Origin of the sequence: Shewanella basaltis (genome assembly GCF_023283885.1) — a bacterium.
GTDB classification, from domain to species: Bacteria; Pseudomonadota; Gammaproteobacteria; order Enterobacterales; family Shewanellaceae; genus Shewanella; species Shewanella basaltis.
Window position 1 is genome coordinate 93,860 of record NZ_JAKILA010000016.1, and the last position, 18,310, is coordinate 112,169.

Annotated in this window: 18 protein-coding genes; 8 read left to right on the forward strand and 10 right to left on the reverse strand. The window is 44.2% G+C overall.

What is annotated here, in order from left to right; translation table 11 throughout:
• Positions 1-25 precede the first annotated feature (25 nt).
• On the forward strand, positions 26-1,549 hold the full coding sequence (locus L2703_RS12520; protein ID WP_248971425.1) for a cobyric acid synthase: 1,524 nt from the start codon (positions 26-28) through the stop codon (positions 1,547-1,549).
• Positions 1,546-2,184 (forward strand): cob(I)yrinic acid a,c-diamide adenosyltransferase, encoded by a 639-nt coding sequence (gene cobO, locus L2703_RS12525; RefSeq protein WP_248971426.1) that lies wholly within the window; start codon positions 1,546-1,548, stop codon positions 2,182-2,184. Before L2703_RS12520 ends, cobO begins: the two co-directional genes overlap by 4 nt.
• Positions 2,185-2,578: 394 nt before the next feature.
• Here cobO and L2703_RS12530 read toward each other — a convergent pair whose 3' ends face one another.
• Positions 2,579-3,349: a substrate-binding periplasmic protein gene (locus L2703_RS12530; protein WP_248971427.1), complete on the reverse strand. Its 771-nt coding sequence runs from the start codon at positions 3,347-3,349 to the stop codon at positions 2,579-2,581.
• A 172-nt stretch (positions 3,350-3,521) separates the two neighbouring features.
• A complete protein-coding gene (locus L2703_RS12535) occupies positions 3,522-3,878 on the reverse strand; it encodes a winged helix-turn-helix transcriptional regulator (protein WP_248971428.1) in 357 nt (118 codons plus the stop codon).
• Positions 3,879-3,988: 110 nt separating this feature from the next.
• Between L2703_RS12535 and L2703_RS12540 the strand changes: the two genes are divergently transcribed.
• Both L2703_RS12540 and L2703_RS12545 read left to right on the forward strand, forming a co-directional pair.
• On the forward strand, positions 3,989-5,356 hold the full coding sequence (locus tag L2703_RS12540; protein WP_248971429.1) for an aldehyde dehydrogenase family protein: 1,368 nt from the start codon (positions 3,989-3,991) through the stop codon (positions 5,354-5,356).
• Between the two features lie 10 nt (positions 5,357-5,366).
• The gene (locus L2703_RS12545; RefSeq protein WP_248971430.1) at positions 5,367-6,146 is read left to right on the forward strand and encodes a 2OG-Fe(II) oxygenase family protein; all 780 of its coding nucleotides are present in this window, start codon (positions 5,367-5,369) and stop codon (positions 6,144-6,146) included.
• An 11-nt stretch (positions 6,147-6,157) separates the two neighbouring features.
• Here L2703_RS12545 and L2703_RS12550 read toward each other — a convergent pair whose 3' ends face one another.
• Both L2703_RS12550 and L2703_RS12555 read right to left on the reverse strand, forming a co-directional pair.
• Positions 6,158-7,093, reverse strand: a complete 936-nt coding sequence (locus L2703_RS12550) for a pyridoxamine 5'-phosphate oxidase family protein (protein ID WP_248971431.1) — start codon at positions 7,091-7,093, stop codon at positions 6,158-6,160.
• Positions 7,094-7,119: 26 nt separating this feature from the next.
• On the reverse strand, positions 7,120-7,551 hold the full coding sequence (locus L2703_RS12555; RefSeq protein WP_248971432.1) for a VOC family protein: 432 nt from the start codon (positions 7,549-7,551) through the stop codon (positions 7,120-7,122).
• Positions 7,552-7,701: 150 nt separating this feature from the next.
• On the opposite strand from L2703_RS12555, the gene L2703_RS12560 reads away from it, so the two are divergent.
• Both L2703_RS12560 and L2703_RS12565 read left to right on the forward strand, forming a co-directional pair.
• Complete coding sequence (locus L2703_RS12560) at positions 7,702-8,238, forward strand: TetR/AcrR family transcriptional regulator (RefSeq protein ID WP_248971433.1); 537 nt, start codon at positions 7,702-7,704, stop codon at positions 8,236-8,238.
• 226 nt (positions 8,239-8,464) lie between these two features.
• The gene (locus L2703_RS12565; protein WP_248971434.1) at positions 8,465-9,046 is read left to right on the forward strand and encodes a hypothetical protein; all 582 of its coding nucleotides are present in this window, start codon (positions 8,465-8,467) and stop codon (positions 9,044-9,046) included.
• Positions 9,047-9,137: 91 nt separating this feature from the next.
• Here L2703_RS12565 and L2703_RS12570 read toward each other — a convergent pair whose 3' ends face one another.
• The 6 genes from L2703_RS12570 to L2703_RS12595 form a co-directional block, all read right to left on the reverse strand.
• Positions 9,138-10,862 (reverse strand): RluA family pseudouridine synthase, encoded by a 1,725-nt coding sequence (locus tag L2703_RS12570; RefSeq protein ID WP_248971435.1) that lies wholly within the window; start codon positions 10,860-10,862, stop codon positions 9,138-9,140.
• A gap of 190 nt (positions 10,863-11,052) precedes the next feature.
• Positions 11,053-11,991: a hypothetical protein gene (locus L2703_RS12575; RefSeq protein WP_248971436.1), complete on the reverse strand. Its 939-nt coding sequence runs from the start codon at positions 11,989-11,991 to the stop codon at positions 11,053-11,055.
• Between the two features lie 538 nt (positions 11,992-12,529).
• Positions 12,530-12,916 carry a VOC family protein gene (locus L2703_RS12580; protein WP_248971437.1) on the reverse strand — a complete coding sequence of 129 codons (387 nt, stop codon included), beginning with the start codon at positions 12,914-12,916 and terminating at the stop codon, positions 12,530-12,532.
• Between the two features lie 60 nt (positions 12,917-12,976).
• A complete protein-coding gene (gene blaDIM, locus L2703_RS12585) occupies positions 12,977-13,765 on the reverse strand; it encodes a DIM/SIM/IMP family subclass B1 metallo-beta-lactamase (RefSeq protein WP_248971438.1) in 789 nt (262 codons plus the stop codon).
• 47 nt (positions 13,766-13,812) lie between these two features.
• On the reverse strand, positions 13,813-15,141 hold the full coding sequence (locus L2703_RS12590) for an ABC1 kinase family protein (RefSeq protein WP_248971439.1): 1,329 nt from the start codon (positions 15,139-15,141) through the stop codon (positions 13,813-13,815).
• 210 nt (positions 15,142-15,351) lie between these two features.
• Positions 15,352-15,894, reverse strand: a complete 543-nt coding sequence (locus L2703_RS12595; protein WP_248971440.1) for an isochorismatase family protein — start codon at positions 15,892-15,894, stop codon at positions 15,352-15,354.
• A gap of 132 nt (positions 15,895-16,026) precedes the next feature.
• Here L2703_RS12595 and L2703_RS12600 point away from each other — a divergent pair, with 132 nt between their 5' ends.
• Both L2703_RS12600 and L2703_RS12605 read left to right on the forward strand, forming a co-directional pair.
• Positions 16,027-17,064: a T6SS phospholipase effector Tle1-like catalytic domain-containing protein gene (locus L2703_RS12600; protein WP_248971441.1), complete on the forward strand. Its 1,038-nt coding sequence runs from the start codon at positions 16,027-16,029 to the stop codon at positions 17,062-17,064.
• A gap of 106 nt (positions 17,065-17,170) precedes the next feature.
• Complete coding sequence (locus L2703_RS12605) at positions 17,171-17,974, forward strand: cobalamin-binding protein (RefSeq protein ID WP_248971444.1); 804 nt, start codon at positions 17,171-17,173, stop codon at positions 17,972-17,974.
• Positions 17,975-18,310: the final 336 nt, after the last annotated feature.

Sequence of the window (18,310 nt, forward strand, 5' to 3'; positions counted from 1 at the left end):
TACTCCCATTCTAACTGGGGCGCTAATGGTGCAAGGCACCACGTCAGATGCAGGCAAAAGCACCTTGGTCGCAGGGCTTTGTCGAGTACTGGCAAGACAACACATTAAGGTTGCACCGTTTAAACCACAAAATATGGCATTAAATAGTGCCGTGACAATTGATGGTGGCGAAATTGGCCGCGCCCAGGCACTGCAAGCTATTGCCTGTAACCTGCCGCCGCATACTGATTTTAACCCCGTATTACTAAAACCTAGCTCAGACACTGGTGCTCAAGTCATCGTCCATGGCAAAGCATTAACCACCTTAGAAGCCAAGGCATTTTTTGGCCCACAAAGCAAAAGCTATAAAACCCTGGCATTAGCCGCGGTGATGCAATCTTATCAGCGCTTACAGCAACAGTATTCGGTTGTGGTGATAGAAGGTGCTGGCAGTCCTGCTGAAATCAATTTACGCCAAGGCGATATTGCCAATATGGGCTTTGCTGAAGTGGCCGACTGTCCTGTGGTTATTATTGCAGATATTGATAAAGGCGGGGTATTTGCTCATCTTGTTGGTACACTTGCGCTATTAAGTCCAAGCGAGCAAGCACGAGTAAAGGGCTTTGTTATAAATCGTTTTCGCGGTGACATCAGCTTATTACAGCCGGGTATTGATTGGCTTGAACAATACACCCGCAAACCGGTATTAGGCGTGCTCCCCTATTTGCATGACTTACACCTAGATGCCGAAGATGCGTTAGTTGACGCGCCGTTGCACCGCACAAATACGCCGCCATTACCCCAGCAAACGCCCCGACTTACTGTACTGGTATTGGTGTATCCAAGGATCAGCAATCACACAGACTTTGACCCACTGCGCTTACACCCGCAAATCGATTTTCATTATGTGAGTATGCAGAGTATGGCTCAGTCATCCGATTGGCCCGCAGCAGATTTAGTCATATTGCCTGGCAGTAAAAATGTCCGGGCCGACTTAGCGTTTATGCGTCAACAAGGTTGGCATACCAAGCTTAACAGCCATTTACGCTATGGTGGTAAAGTCATCGGCATTTGCGGCGGTTATCAAATGCTCGGCCTGCTGATTGATGATCCTTTAGGCATTGAAGATAGTGCTGGTTGTAGTAAAGGGTTGGGCTTATTACCGGTTAACACCGTATTAAAAGCAAATAAAACATTAACTCAAGTAAGGGGTCACTTACGCTTACAAGGCCATCAAGCCGAGTTTTGTGGGTACGAAATTCATTGTGGTGAGTCCTCACTTACCCAGCCTGACGTGACTCAGCCTATTGTGATTGAACAAATCGCTGAGCAAGGCTTAACAGTGGCAACGCCCGATGGTTTGGTCAGTGACGACCAACAAATTTTAGCGACTTACATACATGGCTTGTTTGACAACCCACAGGCATGCCAACTCATTTTAAGCTGGGCTGGGTTAACCCAGGCACAGCATATTGATATTAACCAGATCCGCGAGCAACAGCTTGAAAGACTCGCCGACGTGTTAGAAGCACATCTGGACATGAACACACTAAAAGGATTAATAGCATGACAACTGAAAACCACAATACCGAGCAAGCCGATACGACTGCCTCTCAAAAAGCAGAGCGCCATAAAGCGCGGCAGCAAAAGGTAAAGCAAGGCGTTGATGCCAAAATTGCCGCAGCACAAGAGGAAAAAGGCATTCTGCTTGTGCTTACGGGTAATGGAAAAGGCAAATCAACTTCTGGTTTTGGTTCAGTTGCCCGCGCGGTTGGCCATGGTCATAAGGCGGCCGTGGTGCAGTTTATTAAAGGCACCTGGGCATGCGGTGAACGTAATTTACTTGAAGGTGCAGGGGTTGAATTTCATGTTATGGGGACAGGCTTTACCTGGGAAACCCAAGACAAAGAAAAAGACACTCAAGCCGCAATGGAAGCCTGGGTTGAAGCCGAAAAACTACTCAAAGACGAGTCGGTTAACTTGGTACTATTAGATGAGTTAACTTACATGGTGAGTTATCACTACATAGAGCTTGAGCGAGTATTAACGGCGTTAAAAAATCGCCCACCAATGCAGCATGTCATTATTACCGGCCGCGCCTGTCACCGCGACATTATTGAATTAGCCGACACAGTTAGCGAGGTGCAACCCGTAAAACACGCATTTAATAACGGCATTAAAGCGCAGTTGGGTTTTGATTATTGATGTTGTTTGTGTGATGTAAACAGCCAAATAGACAGTCAAGCCTCTTGTCATTTTATGGGAAGAGGCTTTTTGATTTTAACCAGTAAGAAGGCTCACATTTTTGTGCTGATTGTTAAAAGTTGATGCGAACTATCGAGTTGGAATATGTATTGTGCCTGTTATTGCTGAACAAAGTAACGGCATTCTCAATGGTTTCATTTGCAGCAAATTAGGCATATTGATGAGGGATGAAACTCATCTATGCCCCTAAATGAGTCAGCCGCTGGCTAGTTATATTCATTTTGAAATATCTACATAGCAATATTCACTTCAATGCTAAATCAAAAGTCGCAAGTTGCAGGTTTGTATGTAATCGGGCTGCGAAGCGGGTATAAATAAACCAATGTTGGCTCAGTTACTCAGTTACCTTGGGAGTGGCAACTCGAGGGGCAAACCAACGAGCTGTGATGGCGGCGAGCTCGCCATTTTGTTTTAAGGTGACTAAAGCGTGGCGCATTTTTTTTGCTAAGGCCTCGTCGGTGTCTTTATGGGTGGCTATGCCTATTGGCATGTTTACCACCGGCAGTGCAGCGGTAAAATCACCGATGTTATAACCCATTTTTTTAACGTCTTCGTTAAACCCCACTTCGTTATTATAAATTAGGTCTACGCGGTCAAAATTAAGCATTTTTAGTGCTGCGGTTTGGCTTCTTACGAGGTATACATTAGGGTGCTTATTATCAAGTTTTAATCTGTCTAGCGCCGCATGACTGCGTGATAATGCCAAAGTGTAACGATTAATATCGTCGATATTGTCGAGCACAATATCTGGGCGGTTAGTTTTTTTGTAGATCATATCCTGTACAGTATAAAAATTACCGATCCATTTAAAATAGGCTAAACGTTTATCTGTATTGGCAATGGAAAAAATAAAGGTGTTGGGTTGGTGTTGTGCATTATGATAAGCGCGGCTCCACGGCATAATTTGAATGTCGATATCAAAATCAAGATACGCTTGTGCCGCTTGTAATATATCAATAGAAAATCCAACCAGCTGACCTTGTTGGTTAGCAGACTGAAATGGCGGATAAGGCTCGGTATAAAAAATCACTTTATCTTTGGCGCAAGCCATCTGCGAGAACAATACGCTAGCGAAAATGATAATGACTAACACAAATCTGATCATAAATACCTATTGCAATAACATCAGTGGTGGACTGTAGAATGTGTGTACCTATGAGTCACCCGTATGCATGAGTGTCGTGTCACATTTTTGTGACGAGCTTGAGCGTGTTGACTACTATTTTTTTTTTTGAGATGCCATAAATTTATTTTAGATGATACAGATGAAATAGCTATTAGGTTACATACTCATCAGCCCACTCTTTTAAGCGTTCTAAAATATCTAATGCCGTGCGGCCCAGCTCAGTAATGGCGTAAGATACCGCAATTGGCCTGTCGTTAATGACATGACGAGTGACTAACCCCTGGGCTTCTAGCTCTTTCAGCCGCTGGTCGACCATTTTTTTACTGGCGCCGCCTAACATGCGTGACAAATCGTTAAATCTAACCGGCCCGTCTTGCAAGTGCCACAAGATTGATGCTTTCCATTTTCCGCCTAATACTCGCATTCCACGTTCTACCGAGCAAGGTTCGGCGCATGGGTTAATAACTTTTTTGTGGCCGTTAGCCATTGTTTCTATTTTAGTTTTCATTGTGTTTGTTTTATTTTAGCTAGGTTACCAAAAGTATACTGGTTGCATTTATATCCTACAGTATCAGAATAGGCGCTAATTAGACTAGTACCATTAAGGAACATTTCTCCATGGCTGTATTAACTTCTTATGATGCGGGTAGCTACCATAAAGTGGCTGGCAGCGACAGTATTCAAGCCACTGCGGTGGGCAGTGTTGATGCTTTAGCGATATCGGATCTTCCACAAGTCATCGCTCTAGCCAAAACTGCTCAAAAGGCCTGGGCCAGTTTTTCTTTAATTGAACGTCAGCAGTTAGTGGTAAAAGCCTATCAACAATTGCACGCAGTACAAGATGAGTTGGCAACACTCATTAGCCAAGAAATGGGTAAAGATTATCGCAGAGCCACTTATGAAGTGGGCGGTACATTGCAAAATGCAGGTTATTTTGCAAGTGAGATTGCAGATGCATTCGCCACTGAAAATGTGGGCAACCGCACTGAATTGCAATACCGTCCTTTGGGCGTTGTTGCGGTTATTTCACCCTGGAATTATCCACTTGCGATGGCCAATAACCTATTAATGCCAGCCTTAATTGCAGGTAATAGTGTGGTGTTAAAGCCATCAGAAGAAACCCCGTTAGTGGCGCAGTTGTTTATTGACACCTTAAATAAGGTGTTACCGCAAAATGTGCTGCAAGTGGTGCAAGGTGACAAAAGCCTGGGTCAGGCACTTGTGAGCGCCGACATTAATATGGTGGCATTTACGGGGTCGATGGCCGCCGGTAAACACATTATGGCCAATGCTGCGTCTGGCTTAAAACGCTTGGTAATGGAGCTTGGCGGCAACGACCCTATGATAGTCATGGCCGATGCCAATATGGATGCCGCAGTGCGTTTTGCGGTCGCCAGCTCGTTTGAAAATGCTGGACAAATGTGTACATCCACCGAGCGCGTTTATGTAGATGAACGCATTGCCGATGAATTTGAGCGCAAAGTCGTTGCGCTGGCCAGCCGATATCGTGTTGGTGCCTGGGATGCTGGCAATGTCAACATTGGTCCGATAGTCAACCCAACACAGCATCAAAAAGTGCTTGAACAGTTACAAGATGCTAAAGCAAAAGGGGCTCAGTTTTTATTGGGCAGCGATGACTACCCATTACCCTATATTCAGCCCACTGTTGTTAGCAACATAACTCCACTGATGCAACTCGAAACAGAAGAAACCTTTGGGCCTATTGTGGCGATAAGTCGCTTTAGTGATATTAATGACGCGATTAGCCGTGCTAATAACAGTCATTATGGTTTAGGTGCGGTGGTGTTTGGTGGCCCAGGTGCCAATGCCGTAGCCGATCAGCTTGAGGCTGGCATGGTGGGCATCAATCAAGGCGTGGGTGGTGGCAATGCCCCATGGGTTGGTGCAAAACAAAGTGGTTTTGGTTTTCATGGTACTGCTGCGGGCCACAGACAATTTGCGCAAGTACGTGTGATCAGTCGTTAAGGTGAATAAAATGAATACTACAACCGTAAATGACCAATTCTTTGTTGCCGCTTTTGAGCCAGGTGCAGAACATCCAGCATTACCAACTTGGGCAAGCCGAAGTGATAATAGTGCAGATCTCGCATTGTCAGCACCTCATACCGTGAGCAAAAAGCCGTTAACGGATGTGCCAGGGGCATTTCAACTATTAAATGTTTTGAGTGCAGATGAATGTCAGCAACTTATTAACGTTAGCGAAACTATGGGGTTTTTACCTGACGCAGCGGTGTCTTTACCGCGTAATGTGCGTCATAACGACAGTTTAACCTGGGTGGTTGATAACTGCACCGAACGGCTTATTTGGCAACGAGTTGCAGGGTTAATGACTGATGATTTAGGTATTTTTAACGGCAAAGCCGCACTAGGATTAAATAATCGTTTTCGATTTTATCGCTATAAAGAGGGTGATTATTTTAAGCCGCATTCAGACGGCTCATGGCCGGGAAGTCAAATGGTTAATGGCCAACTGGTGCGTGATGCGTTTGGCGACCGTTACAGCCAACTCACGTTTTTAATTTTACTCACAGAAGACTTTGACGGTGGTGCGACGCGCTTTTTAGTGAATGCAGATAACCCTCATTTACCAGCTAAACGTGGCGACAATGTAAAACAGGTGGATGTGCGAACACCTGCGGGAAGTGTATTGTGCTTTGCGCACGGTATGCACCCACTGCATTGTATACATAGTTCAGAGCCAATTTTTTCAGGGGTTAAATACATTATCCGTACCGATGTGTTGTTTGAGTTGTAACCATTAACCCATTACAACAGGTTGGCTTGACGATAGGCCAACCCGTTGACGAATTGTTCAACGTTTAGCGGAGTAAAGCACAATGTTCGCTCTGTTTGAGTGCCTGCTGTGGTGTTTACATCCGCACCGTCCACATGTGGTACATGTTGCCAAATTATCTGGCTCGATACGTTAATATGTAATGCGTGCCCATGTTGCCAATCACAAAAGAGCAAGCTTGCAATGGGGTTTTCGAGTAGGTTACCCAAAGTATTAAAAAAGCCATTACCAGGATAATCATTAACCATTAATTGGCCTTGCTCATTTATCGACACAAAGCCCTGTGGTCCGCCACGATGCGATATATCGGCACCACGATTATTCAATTGCTGACCATCCTCAAAACCGCTGGCAATAAAAAAGGTATCGGCATGGGTGATAAGGTGTTTATCTGCCTGGCTGAGTTGCCGTTTTGTTGATGACATGAACTTACCATAATCTTGATTAGCCATAAACGCGATAGGTTGAATGTACTTAGGGCAATTACCGTAGCTTTGTAGCACAGTGACGCGAATACTTTTTTGATTAATGTCAGTAATCATCCCATTAACACGGTTACGTCTTTTGCTTGTAAATACAATGCCTAGAATACCAATACGATCGCCCACAGCCAGATGGGCATGAATAAAATCCCCCATCGAGTGTTGAGTGTTTATGAGTAATTCAGTGTCGCTGACACACTGAACAAAGCCTGGCGTGCCAAATAACACACTTGCACGGGTATGCAATGGTTGTTCAGCATAACCAATAAACAGCATTGAGAGCGATTCGAAAAAATCTCGATGCTGCTGCGGAAGATATTGGCGAATAAACTTTGGCCCAATATCGGCCATACGTTTGTCTGTACCGGCTCGCTGTTGTATCGCTAACTCACCTTGATGCCAACTCGGTGCCAATGGCTTGTTCATTGTGATTCCTTATGCCAACGCCAAGTTTACGCTATCAGTTCAAGCCTAATGCCACCAGGGATCGTACACATCATGTGATGTATTGGTAAATTACCTAATGGTTCTGGCGAAAACTCAATGTTGACATCATCGAGTTTAGCGAGCCGTTGATGTATGTATTGCAATTGCTCAAGGTTGGCCACGTTAAGAGCAAAATGATGTAAGCCTACATTGTGGCATCGGTCGAAATTGACCATCTTATTATGTTGTTTAATCTGCCAAAGTGTCAGCATAGCGGTACCGTCAGAGACAAAAATAGCTGGATAGTCTGGTTTTTCGCCCACTTGCTTAAAATGTAATTGGTCGATAAAAAATGCGGCTGTTTGTTTTATGTCTGGCACGCTTAGACCGAGGTGGTGGATACCTAATGTATTAAAACTAGCGGCATTTGTGTGTGGATGAGCGGTAGTGCTGCACATAATTATAACCCTTACAATAGTCATTTAAACTTGAAGTGAACAAATCTGTCTACCACTATAGGTGAACAGAACTGTTTACGTCAAGCTTAAAGTGGTTATAATTAACCTGAGCTCAGGTTAATTAAGCATCAGTCATAAAGGTAGATTGCCATGCAACCCAGAAAACAACATTTAGTTGACACGGCGTTAGCCTTGTTTAATCAGCAAGGTTATCACGCGACAGGCATTGATTTGATTTTGGCGCAATCAGGTGTGTCAAAGGCAACGTTGTATAAACATTTTCGCAGTAAAGATGAGTTAATTTTGGCGGCATTAGAGCAACGTCATTTGCACGTGCTTAATGCCATTAGTACCAAAATTGACAGGGCAATTAAGGCCGGTGATTCGGGGGTGTTAGCCATTTTTGATGCACTAAATGAATGGTTTAACAGCGAACAGTTTTTGGGCTGTAATTTTATTAATGCAAGCGCTGAATATGGCGATGCACAGCACCCTATTCATAGGCTTTCAGCACAACATAAACAGGCTATTATCGAGCTTATTCGTGCTCAATTGCCGCCAAATGATGCTGAAAAAGCCGACCAAATTGGCTTGTTGGTTGATGGTGCGATAGTCATGGCTCATACCAGAGGAATCAAAAATGCGGCCTTTATAGCAAAAGACATGGCTAAAATAATATTGTTTTAGTGTTTTTTTACACTGGCATAGTGATGTAAAATTCTTGTTAAAATGTTTTTTAAAATCAATGTAATATCTTGTTTGTTTTACCCATTTGCATTTATCAGCAAATGCTGATAAATCGCGAGGTTGCAAGGATTACATTAACTCGAATTAATGAAAAGCAGCACTTGCATTTTTTGTTTTTAGGCTGTTTAATTGCGCCGACTCTACCCCCGTATTATGGAGGCGTTAAATGAAAACAGTACTTTGTAGTTTGTTAGTAGTTGGTGTTGTTGGTGTTACTGGCTGTGCTTCACCGCAAAATAATTTTGCATCTAAAGTGAAAGCCGAAAGCGAAAAACATCTCGACTTATCTCAGCAATGGGAGCAAGGTCAAAAGGACGTTAAAAAAGGCCAAGAATTGCTTGCAGATGGTCGCAAAGCAATGGACAAAGGCAATGCGCAAATTCGTGAAGGCGAAAAGTTGATGGCGCAAGCCGTACAAGAAGCCCAAAAGCAGCGCCAAGCATTTCAATCGATGGCGAGTTCTTTAACAGGCGCGCAAAATGGTAAACGTGCTGCAGCAATCGTCGACAGATTAGATGATATTGCTGACGATTGGGAAGATGCCGATGAAAACTATGTTGACGGCAAAGAACTTGTCGAAGACGGCAATACCAATCTTGCTGAAGGCCAAAGTGAAACTGAACAGGGTCAAGCTCTGGTCAATAGCGGTCGCAGCAGAATGCAACAAGCTGAATCAGCATATCAGCAACGTACAGGCCAAGGCCTAGTTGAGCAAATGCACTTAGAAGAACGACCAAATAACTTCTAAATAGCTGTCGTTTTATCAACGCTAATGCGTTAATCAAAGCCGATATTGTTTACGCAATATCGGTTTTATTGTTTATAGATTGGCATTTGGTTTATTCAAAATCCGCTTTAAATTCAAACATCATCGCTTCACCCGTGGCTGGGTGTGTTAACGCCAAATATTGAGCATGTAAGTGTAAGCGATTTGCGGCAACACCGTATAAGTCATCACCCACGATTGGCATGTGTAAACCATCATGATGAGCGCAATGCACACGTAATTGGTGCGTTCGGCCTGTTTTAGGGTACAAATACACCAAGGTGCGCTGATTAAGGTGCTGATGCACTTGCCAAAAAGTTTCTGCGTGCTTGCCGTGTTCATAACAAACAAGCTGCTTAGGTCGGTCGTCTAAATCTACTCTGAGTGGCAAACTTATCTCACCTTCATTTTGGCTTGGCACACCCTCAATTAACGCTATGTAACGTTTGGTTACGCTGCGCTGTATAAATTGTTGCTGTAAGGCTTTGTTGGCCTCTTTGGTGAGTGCTATCACCATCAGCCCTGATGTTGACATATCTAGGCGATGCACAATCAGCGGCCCCGTTGCATTAGGGAATTGTTGTTGCATACGGCTAAATACTGAGTCGGTGATATTTTTGCCTGGTACCGATAAGAGCTCGGCGGGCTTATTAATAACCGCCATTACATCGTCTTGATAAATAATATCGATGGTTAAGTCTTTACCGGGATTAAGCAGTAATGGATCTGCATCAACCTGCATACCCGCCAGCATGTGGGTTAAAATTGGCCGGCATTTTCCGTGGCATGCAGGGTAGAAGTTTTTATGCTGTTTAATGTCTGATTTTGGCGATGCGCCCCACCAAAACTCGGCCATAGCAACAGGCGTTAACTGTTTTTTAAAGGCATATTGCAGCAACTTAGGCGCTGCACACTCGCCAGCACCTGCTGGTGGTAAGTGATTAGGTGCATCGTTAAAAATATCGTTCAAGTCTCGTGCATCACCCAAGGTATTTAAAAACTGATACTGGGAAAACAGCTTTTTTTGCAAGCTGTTAGACAGCTGCTTACGCTGGCGCTTAAGCTGTTTTATTTGCTGCTGTAGCTCATTAAGCTGGGTTTGCGTTGCCATGATTTGGCTTTGCCAATGCTGCTTTAATGTATTGAGCTGATGCTTTTGCTGCACGCTTTGGCGGCTAAGCTCAATTGATAAGGTTTTATGCTCATCACTGTTGATGTCAGCCTGGGCTAATGCGTTATCGGCTTGCTCGCGTTGGTGTTTACGCTGTTTGCGGCCTTCAACTATTGCGTTGCGTTGCTGCTCAAGCTCACGTTCGGCTTGCTGTTGTTGCTGAGTTAACTGCGCGCTTAAGCTGGCCAGTACTGGGGCGCTTTCATGCTGGTGGAGTAACTGGTTTATCTGGTTAATTTGCTTGTTTTCAACACTGAAAAAGCTGTCTTGGGTTAGCATGTCAAACACGGGCGGCACAAAAGGTGGCAAGATATTTTGCTCGGCTAATTTGCCTGAAAACGCCGCTAAAAAACCAAGTCGCCCTTGGGTGTCTTTTACTACCAATACCCCAAACATTTTACCGATGACCATGCCGCGATCTGTGCTGCTGTTTAGACCAAAGTTATGCTGCCATGGGTTTGCTTCAAGTAACTCTTGCTGCAATTGTTGTGCGGCCAGTATGGTGAGTGGGTGAGGTTGATAATAAAACGGGAAAGTAAAAGACTCTGGTAATCCGTGTTGTGCAAGTGCGCTACTGAACGCTATCGCATCATGAAAAGGAATAACACACGGGTCGCTAACAGTCATTACATACACTCACAGCATAAAAGGGCGGCTATTTTACCCCGTAGTAGTCTGCGATGCATCTAGTAAGTTTTTTAACGATAAAGCGATATTTGCTAGTAAAAATGAGTTATAGCGTCAGGATGCATCATTATTGGCATCCTGACTTGCACCTAGCACTCAACACCTTTTGCACCTAGCACTTAGCATCTAGCTACTTAACGTGATACCTAAACAATACTAGGTTGTCTAAAATGACATTACTTGACCAAATAAACGCTGCTCCCGAGCCTGAAAATTGCTGCTGAAAATTCATGTAGGCTTTTTTGTTGTCTACGCCAATTTCTTGCTCGGTAAATTCAACAGACTTTGGCCAACTGACATATTCATTATTAGTCTGCCAGTCTTGAGGTATTTGCCAATGCAGTGAATAAGCCCGGTTATAGCTATTTCTGCCTTCAGTATTACAATTATTAGTTAACCGTTGTTGGCCCACTTCAGTCGCGCAACTTAAGTCATAAATGGGGGCGGTATAAAACGTTTGCGCAGACCACTCGGCGTGAGTTGTGGTGCCATCAGAGAAGCTGGCAATTAAGCCACCATCGCCTGGATGATATTGTTTACCGCGATTATTTTCTGTTCCTAACCCTGAGTTTTCTTCCCAATCGACGACTTTGATAGCGATGTCATAAGGCTTTTTAACTTTAAATCGGACAATATTGGAATTAAATGGCGTAAAAGGAATGGGATCTACGCCGATGAGTTTGCCGTTAATAAAGAGTTCAAAGTAATTATCGGCAAAAATATAACCGGTTATTACCTCGCCATCGTTATCGACCTCGATAACAGGCACGGCCGATAAATCGACTTCAGCTATTGATGTCGGCGTAACCCCTGAGCATTCATTATAAAGATCTGCCGTGAAGTATTGTGGTTGGTATTGAAGCGATGCAGGCACTGTAAACTCATGGCCGTTATCGCTTTTTACGCCAGTAGGTGATGTACGCGACTGGCCATGTTGGCAGGTAAATAAGTTCGCTTTTGTGACGGTTGCTTGGCCTTCAATAACCTGTGCCGTGCCGTTGTAACTTACTGGTGCTGCGGTTGTCGCAAAGCTGGCGATCAGCACTAATGGGCATAATTTAAATTGCATTGAGTACTCCACTGACTTGATGTTGGCAATACTAAGCCCTCACTTTGTCCCCTTCAATTAAATACCAATAAGTTTACATTTACTTACTTTATATAAAGACATCTATCAAACGGTGTAATCTGGTGTCGGTAAGTTGAAGTGTTTTTTGTATCGCGTAAGTAACGAATAATGGCAATGCATTGTGATTAAATAGAGGTAGGCGAAGTAGTAGGGCCTGTTGATTTTTCAAGGTTGTTTTTGCAGCGAATTGCTGGCTATTACTCACATATTCAACTGTGCGGCAGAGACTTTGAGGTGTCGTTATTCTGCATAAAAAGTTGATAATGCAGTAAAAATGGCCAACAAATGCTGCCCGAAGAGTTCGGCTAAAAACGTTTTACGCTTTGTTGAATGATGCTTTGCCAATAAAGAGTTGCTTAGATGACTAGGCATCAATCCATTCGCCTCGATTAAAACGTTTTTAACTCGATCTAAATTCAACCAGTAAAGATCATCAGGCCCTAGCACCTCACCTAATTAGTTGATTAATGAGTGCTTATTAGCCTTTTGCTACTCGGTGCAGAGCACAAAGCTTGTTACCATCTGGGTCACGAAGGTAGGCTAGGTATAAGTCAATCCCCGAGCCTGAACGCACACCTGGCGCATCTTCACAGGCGGTGCCGCCATTAGCAACCCCAGCAGCATGCCACGCGTCTGCTAGTTCAGGTGTTTGTGCTGCAAAACCCAGAGTAGAGCCATTACCGTGACTAGCCGGCTCGCCATTAATCGGTTTAGTGAGTAGGAATATGCCTGTAGGGGTCATGTAAACACAACGACCTTTAGGGTCAATCTTTCCGGGTGCAATGCCTAATGCCCCTAAGGTAGCATCATAGAATTTTTTTGACGCTTCAATATCGTTAACGCCGATCATAACGTGACTAAACATGGTAACTCTCCTTGTGTAAGTTCAATTGAACTGTAATTAACACACTATTGATATTGTGGTTTAACCTTGAGGTTGCTCGGTCAGTAAATCTATGGTGTGACTTAGCAGCGAAGAATCACCGATGTTGCCATGCCCAGGGACGACCATTTTTGCCGCTGTAAATTGTGCTTGTACCTTTGCCACCGTCAGTGGCCATTGTTGTAGGTTTGCTTCGCCGGTATAACCAAGAGTGCGTGAACTTAATGATTTAATTAAACAGCCACCAAATAAAATCTGTTGTTTTGGCAGCCACACCACTAGGTTGTCGACCGTGTGACCAGCGCCAAGGTCAAACACTTCAATGAGTTGTGGTTGCAATATGTGTTGATTACCTGCAAATGTATGCGTGGCTGTTGCGAGTTGGTTGGCTGTTAATATACGCTGAGTTTTATCTGACACCCAGGTGGCGATGCCTTGGCTGTTAAGATAACCAATACCGCCGGCGCGATCTTGGTGAGAATGAGTCGAGATACTGGCTGTAACGGTTAAATCTTGCTGGGTAATCCAATCAACAAGCTTAGCGGTATCTTTATCTGTCCAGGGGGTATCAATAATAAACGCCTGCTTATTTTGCACCACCACTAGGCCGTTCGACTCAACTAATCCAAAACCTTTTACTGCCTGATATGACCGATGTAAATACACATCTGGCGCAATTAAAGCGACACTAAGTTCGTCAGTTTGAGTCAGTGTTTTACTTGGCTTTTTAGCCGATGTTTGCTCTGTGTCATGGGCTAGCGCACTTGTGCTAAGTAAAAGTACCAGCCAAAAAACAGCCCGATGTAGCCGCGATATTTTACCGATAAACATAGGGTGTCCTATTGTAATTAAGCGTGGTCAACTGACTGTAACAGTGTCTAACAATTGTGTTTACTTTGGCTCGACACCTTCAAAAACAATTGGTTAACGTTTATTTTTGCGTTAAGTTTTGCGGCCAGTAAATACATGCCCGCTAATTTTCGATGAATAAAAATAGCATCGGTAGGCGGTGTATGCCATTCATTTTGTTGGGTACTCATGGCTTTACCTGCCTTTGTGATACGTTTTGCCAGGTCACTGTTGCCAAAGTGATAGTCCCCCTGTGCACGTAATGGCTCACAAGCCAGATAAAAAATATCAATAATAAGTTGTTTTTGTTGTGGGTCTATAGCGTCTTGAAAGAAGCCAATTTGCTGTGCCGCCATCGCCATTTGTTGTTTGTCTTGTGCTATCGCGCCTAGCATCAATTGCATATAGCCTTGCGATAAGGTATCGCTAATCGTGCGGGTAGCACCAAAGTCGAGTAACACTATTTTTTGGCTGTCAGCCTGATACTGAAAATTGGCAAAATTGGGATCCGACTGCAGCAACTTAAACTCAAATAACTCCCTAAAGCACAACTCCATTAAGCGACTGGCAACGAGGTTGCGCACCTCTTGCGAGGCCTGGGCGACTGATTCAATGGGGGTACCTGCAACAAATTGCATGCATAAAATACTGTCGTTGCTCAATTGCTGATAGACCTTAGGAACGATAAAGGTAGGGTCGTCACCTAAGTGCTGCTGATAAAGTGCGATTTGCTCGGCTTCAAAGTGATAGTCGGCCTCATTATGTAATTGCGCTTTGGCTTCGGCGAGTAAGGTATCAAGCTTAACGTTTGCGGGGATAAGCCTCGATACTTTTAATAAGGTGGCAACGTTGTCAATGTCGCTGTCTATGCTGTCTCGTACGCCGGGATATTGAATTTTGACCGCTAACTTTTCACCCGTATCTAAATAGGCTAAATGCACCTGGCCAATAGAGGCTGCGGCAAAAGGGCGCAATTCAAATTGGGCGAATGGTGCTAACCAATCTCTGCCCCATTGTTGTACCAGTAATGTGGTTAATTGCTTGTGCGGCATGACTTTAGCGTCTGAGCGCAACTTAGCGAGTACCTCTGCTAATTCTGGCGCGACGAGATCACCGGCATCCATTGACAACATTTGACCGACTTTCATGGCCGCACCGCGCAGTTGTGATAACTTTTCGGCCACATGACCAATGTTCGATGGGGTCATCACCAATTGTTGTAACTTAGGCGACTGCCCTTTACTCAGTTGCTTTGCTCCTTCAAATAATACGTTACCCGCCAAGCGCGATGCGAGGCCACCCATTTTAGATAAACGGGACAAACGGCCACTGGGGACTTTTGCTTCATTATTTTTCATAGAGGTTTACGCTAAACACAATGGTAAGGTTAGATTATTTTACGTGGTTCGGTGGTTAAGTGATCAGATTTCGATTTTATATTAAGGCTCTAATTATTTTAAGCCGAGAGTCATCGATTGTATTGCGATGTTTTTCAATGCGAACTCAGTGTGGGTTAAGCTAAAGTGCATTTATAGTTAATAAATACACTTTAATGATACTGCATATGGCTACTTTATCAGCTTGAGTAATGCCTTAAAGCGCTCGCCTTGGGCAACATGCTGTAACTCAAACAATAACGACTCAACGTTAGTGAGTTTAGCGCCATCGTTTAGCATCATTTGTACTCCCAGAGTTTTATTTTCTAATTCTCTTGATGACACAGCATCGTTAACCACATGCACTTGAAAGTAGTTGGCCTGTAAGTCTTGGCAGGTTTGGTAAACACACACGTGGGTTTCAATCCCGGCCAAAATAACCTGGTGACGGTTTAATGCATTGAGCTGTTGCTTTACCTCATCACAATGCCAACCGCTGAAATGTTGTTTTGCGATGGGTTGAGTGGTTTTTGAGAGTATGTGTGCTAACTCGTCACTGGTATGGCCCAGTTTGTCTGGCAGTTGCTCTAACCAAATAATAGGAATATCAAAAAGTTGTGCCCCTTGAATGAGTACGGCCAGTTTTTGGTGTAATAGGGTCGATTGTTGCATCACTTGGGCAAGCTTGCCTTGTACGTCAACAATCATTAGTACACTTTGCGCTGCAGTGATCATTTCGCGGTTCCTTTTGCTGAGGGTTAATTGACGAGTATTGGTTATTTTTTGTCGGGTTCAAATTGGCTTTTAGTCTATAGTGGTGACAGGACGACTATGATTGGACGACTTAGGCAGGGAGCAGGAAAACTAATGAAAAAACGAATTGTCATTTGTGCCGACGGAACTTGGAATCGGCCTGAAAAGGATCTTGAAAAAGATCACGCAACCAATGTACTCAAACTCGCCAGAGCGATTAAACCCATTGCCGATGACGGCGTACCGCAACAGGTATTTTATGATTGGGGCATCGGCTCATACCATGATGCATTCATTGGCGGCGCAACCGGACGCGGTTTACATAAAAACATCATGGATGCTTATCGCTATATTGTGCAAAACTACTCCCCAGGCGATGAGATTTATTTATTTGGTTTTAGTCGTGGTGCTTATACCGTGCGTTGTTTATGCGGCCTTATTAACAACTGCGGTATTGTGACCCGGCCCGATGCTAAATTGATTCAACAAGCATTTGACCACTATAAAATGAAGACCAAACCATTTGCGCCAGACGGTGATCGTTCGGTTGAATTTAGGCAACAGCATTCGCATCCATCGCGCAAAGTGGCGTTTGTCGGCGTGTGGGACACCGTAGGCGCAATGGGGATCCCTGTGTCATTTTTAGGGCTATTTGAAGACAAAGATGAGTTTTACGACACAAAACTGGGGCGCAATGTTAACGTAGCTCGCCATGCTTTAGCACTGGATGAGCATAGAAGTGACTTTGAGCCCACGATATGGGCGCCCAGAACGAGCACTGATATTCAACAAGTGTGGTTTGCGGGCGCTCACAGTAATATTGGGGGGAGTTTTGCCCCTAATGATGATGGCAGTACCTTGTCAGACGTTACCTTACAGTGGATGATAACCCAGGCTCGAGCGGTCAACCTAACGGTTGAATTGCATTTAGCCGATGCGTTATTGCCTAACCCCATGGCCGATATTCACGATTCATACCGCAGTTTTTATCGAGTTAAAAAACGGTTTATGCGCCAGCTAGATCCACAGCAAGTGCCAATTTTACTGCACAAGTCAGTGAAAACTCGTTGGTTGAATGACAACAAATATCGGCCTCAAAACCTGGTTAATTATATTAATCAGTATGGTTGGCCTGACAAACTGGTAGAGTAGACGTTGTGACACAAGGCGCTGAAAAGAATACATGATTAAGGAATACATTTTGCTACGTACATTGTTATTGCCCATTACGCTTGTTGTGCTGTTGCCTGTCTCGTTTATTTTAGGTGCTGCCGAATCGACCCATTTACCAAAGCCACAGCAGCTAGCTAAACGGGTTATTGCATTATCACCCCATGCTGTTGAGATGTTGTTCGCCATTGGTGCTGGTGACACAATCGTTGCCACTACAGACCATGCCGATTACCCAGCCACAGCTAAAAACATTCCTAGTATTGGTGGCTATTATGGCATTCAAGTTGAGCGAGTGATTGAGCTAAACCCTGATTTAATCGTGGTATGGCAAAGCGGCAATAAAATGGAAGACATCAAGCAACTGCAAGATTTAGGCTTCAAGCTTGTTAATAGCGACCCTAAAACCTTAGCCGATATTGCAACCAATCTTGAGCAACTGGGTCAGCTTACAGGGCATTCAATTAAGGCCAAGCAAGTGGCAGATGACTATCGTCAGCAATTGGCTGAGATAAAGAGTAACAATCAAAATAAACCCGCGGTAAAAGTCTTTTATCAATTGTGGTCAACCCCACTCATGACAGTGGCTAAAGGCAGTTGGATCCAAAACTTGATAGAAGTGTGTCACGGTGAAAATGTGTTTTATGACGCCGCCAGCGAATACCCACAAATTAGTATCGAAAATGTGCTATTAACCGGTGCTGAGGTGATTTTACAAAGCCAGGATGAAGGCAACGTATTAGGCATTAACTGGGCCGATTGGCCAGAGCTCCCCGCAGTAAAAAATCAGCATATTTATCAGTTCGATGCAGACTTACTCCACCGCGCAACCCCAAGAGCCATACTAGGTGTTAATGCGGTTTGCGGGGCATTAGATAAAGTAAGAGGGTAGATGATTAAACTGGTGAGTTAGGCACGGTTTCTTATGGCCTGCGGCCACTAAGGTCGTGGCGCTTCGCCCACACCAGAATGTTCAAACTTCGTTTGAAATAAGATTGAAAGCTTCCACCCTGCACGGGTTAAATATTGCGTCATTCCGGCAATGCTTTTGAGCCGGAATCCAGGTGTTTGCTTTTGTTGTTTGGTTGTTTTGTACTCATGGCCTGCGGCCACTAACGTCGTGGCGCTTCGCCCACACCAGAATGTTCAAACTTCGTTTGAAATAAGATTGAAAGCTTCCACCCTGCACGGGTTAAATATTGCGTCATTCCGGCAATGCTTTTGAGCC

What these genes read in the sequence shown, in the direction of transcription:
- L2703_RS12520 (WP_248971425.1), top strand. Translation starts at nt 26, where the DNA reads ATGGTGCAAGGCACCACGTCAGATGCAGGCAAAAGCACCTTGGTCGCA.
- cobO (WP_248971426.1), top strand. Translation starts at nt 1,546, where the DNA reads ATGACAACTGAAAACCACAATACCGAGCAAGCCGATACGACTGCCTCT.
- L2703_RS12590 (WP_248971439.1), bottom strand. Translation starts at nt 15,141, where the DNA reads ATGAAAAATAATGAAGCAAAAGTCCCCAGTGGCCGTTTGTCCCGTTTA.
- L2703_RS12560 (WP_248971433.1), top strand. Translation starts at nt 7,702, where the DNA reads ATGCAACCCAGAAAACAACATTTAGTTGACACGGCGTTAGCCTTGTTT.
- L2703_RS12595 (WP_248971440.1), bottom strand. Translation starts at nt 15,894, where the DNA reads ATGATCACTGCAGCGCAAAGTGTACTAATGATTGTTGACGTACAAGGC.
- L2703_RS12575 (WP_248971436.1), bottom strand. Translation starts at nt 11,991, where the DNA reads ATGCAATTTAAATTATGCCCATTAGTGCTGATCGCCAGCTTTGCGACA.
- L2703_RS12535 (WP_248971428.1), bottom strand. Translation starts at nt 3,878, where the DNA reads ATGAAAACTAAAATAGAAACAATGGCTAACGGCCACAAAAAAGTTATT.
- L2703_RS12555 (WP_248971432.1), bottom strand. Translation starts at nt 7,551, where the DNA reads ATGTGCAGCACTACCGCTCATCCACACACAAATGCCGCTAGTTTTAAT.
- L2703_RS12565 (WP_248971434.1), top strand. Translation starts at nt 8,465, where the DNA reads ATGAAAACAGTACTTTGTAGTTTGTTAGTAGTTGGTGTTGTTGGTGTT.
- L2703_RS12540 (WP_248971429.1), top strand. Translation starts at nt 3,989, where the DNA reads ATGGCTGTATTAACTTCTTATGATGCGGGTAGCTACCATAAAGTGGCT.
- L2703_RS12580 (WP_248971437.1), bottom strand. Translation starts at nt 12,916, where the DNA reads ATGTTTAGTCACGTTATGATCGGCGTTAACGATATTGAAGCGTCAAAA.
- L2703_RS12530 (WP_248971427.1), bottom strand. Translation starts at nt 3,349, where the DNA reads ATGATCAGATTTGTGTTAGTCATTATCATTTTCGCTAGCGTATTGTTC.
- L2703_RS12550 (WP_248971431.1), bottom strand. Translation starts at nt 7,093, where the DNA reads ATGAACAAGCCATTGGCACCGAGTTGGCATCAAGGTGAGTTAGCGATA.
- L2703_RS12570 (WP_248971435.1), bottom strand. Translation starts at nt 10,862, where the DNA reads ATGACTGTTAGCGACCCGTGTGTTATTCCTTTTCATGATGCGATAGCG.
- blaDIM (WP_248971438.1), bottom strand. Translation starts at nt 13,765, where the DNA reads ATGTTTATCGGTAAAATATCGCGGCTACATCGGGCTGTTTTTTGGCTG.
- L2703_RS12600 (WP_248971441.1), top strand. Translation starts at nt 16,027, where the DNA reads ATGAAAAAACGAATTGTCATTTGTGCCGACGGAACTTGGAATCGGCCT.
- L2703_RS12545 (WP_248971430.1), top strand. Translation starts at nt 5,367, where the DNA reads ATGAATACTACAACCGTAAATGACCAATTCTTTGTTGCCGCTTTTGAG.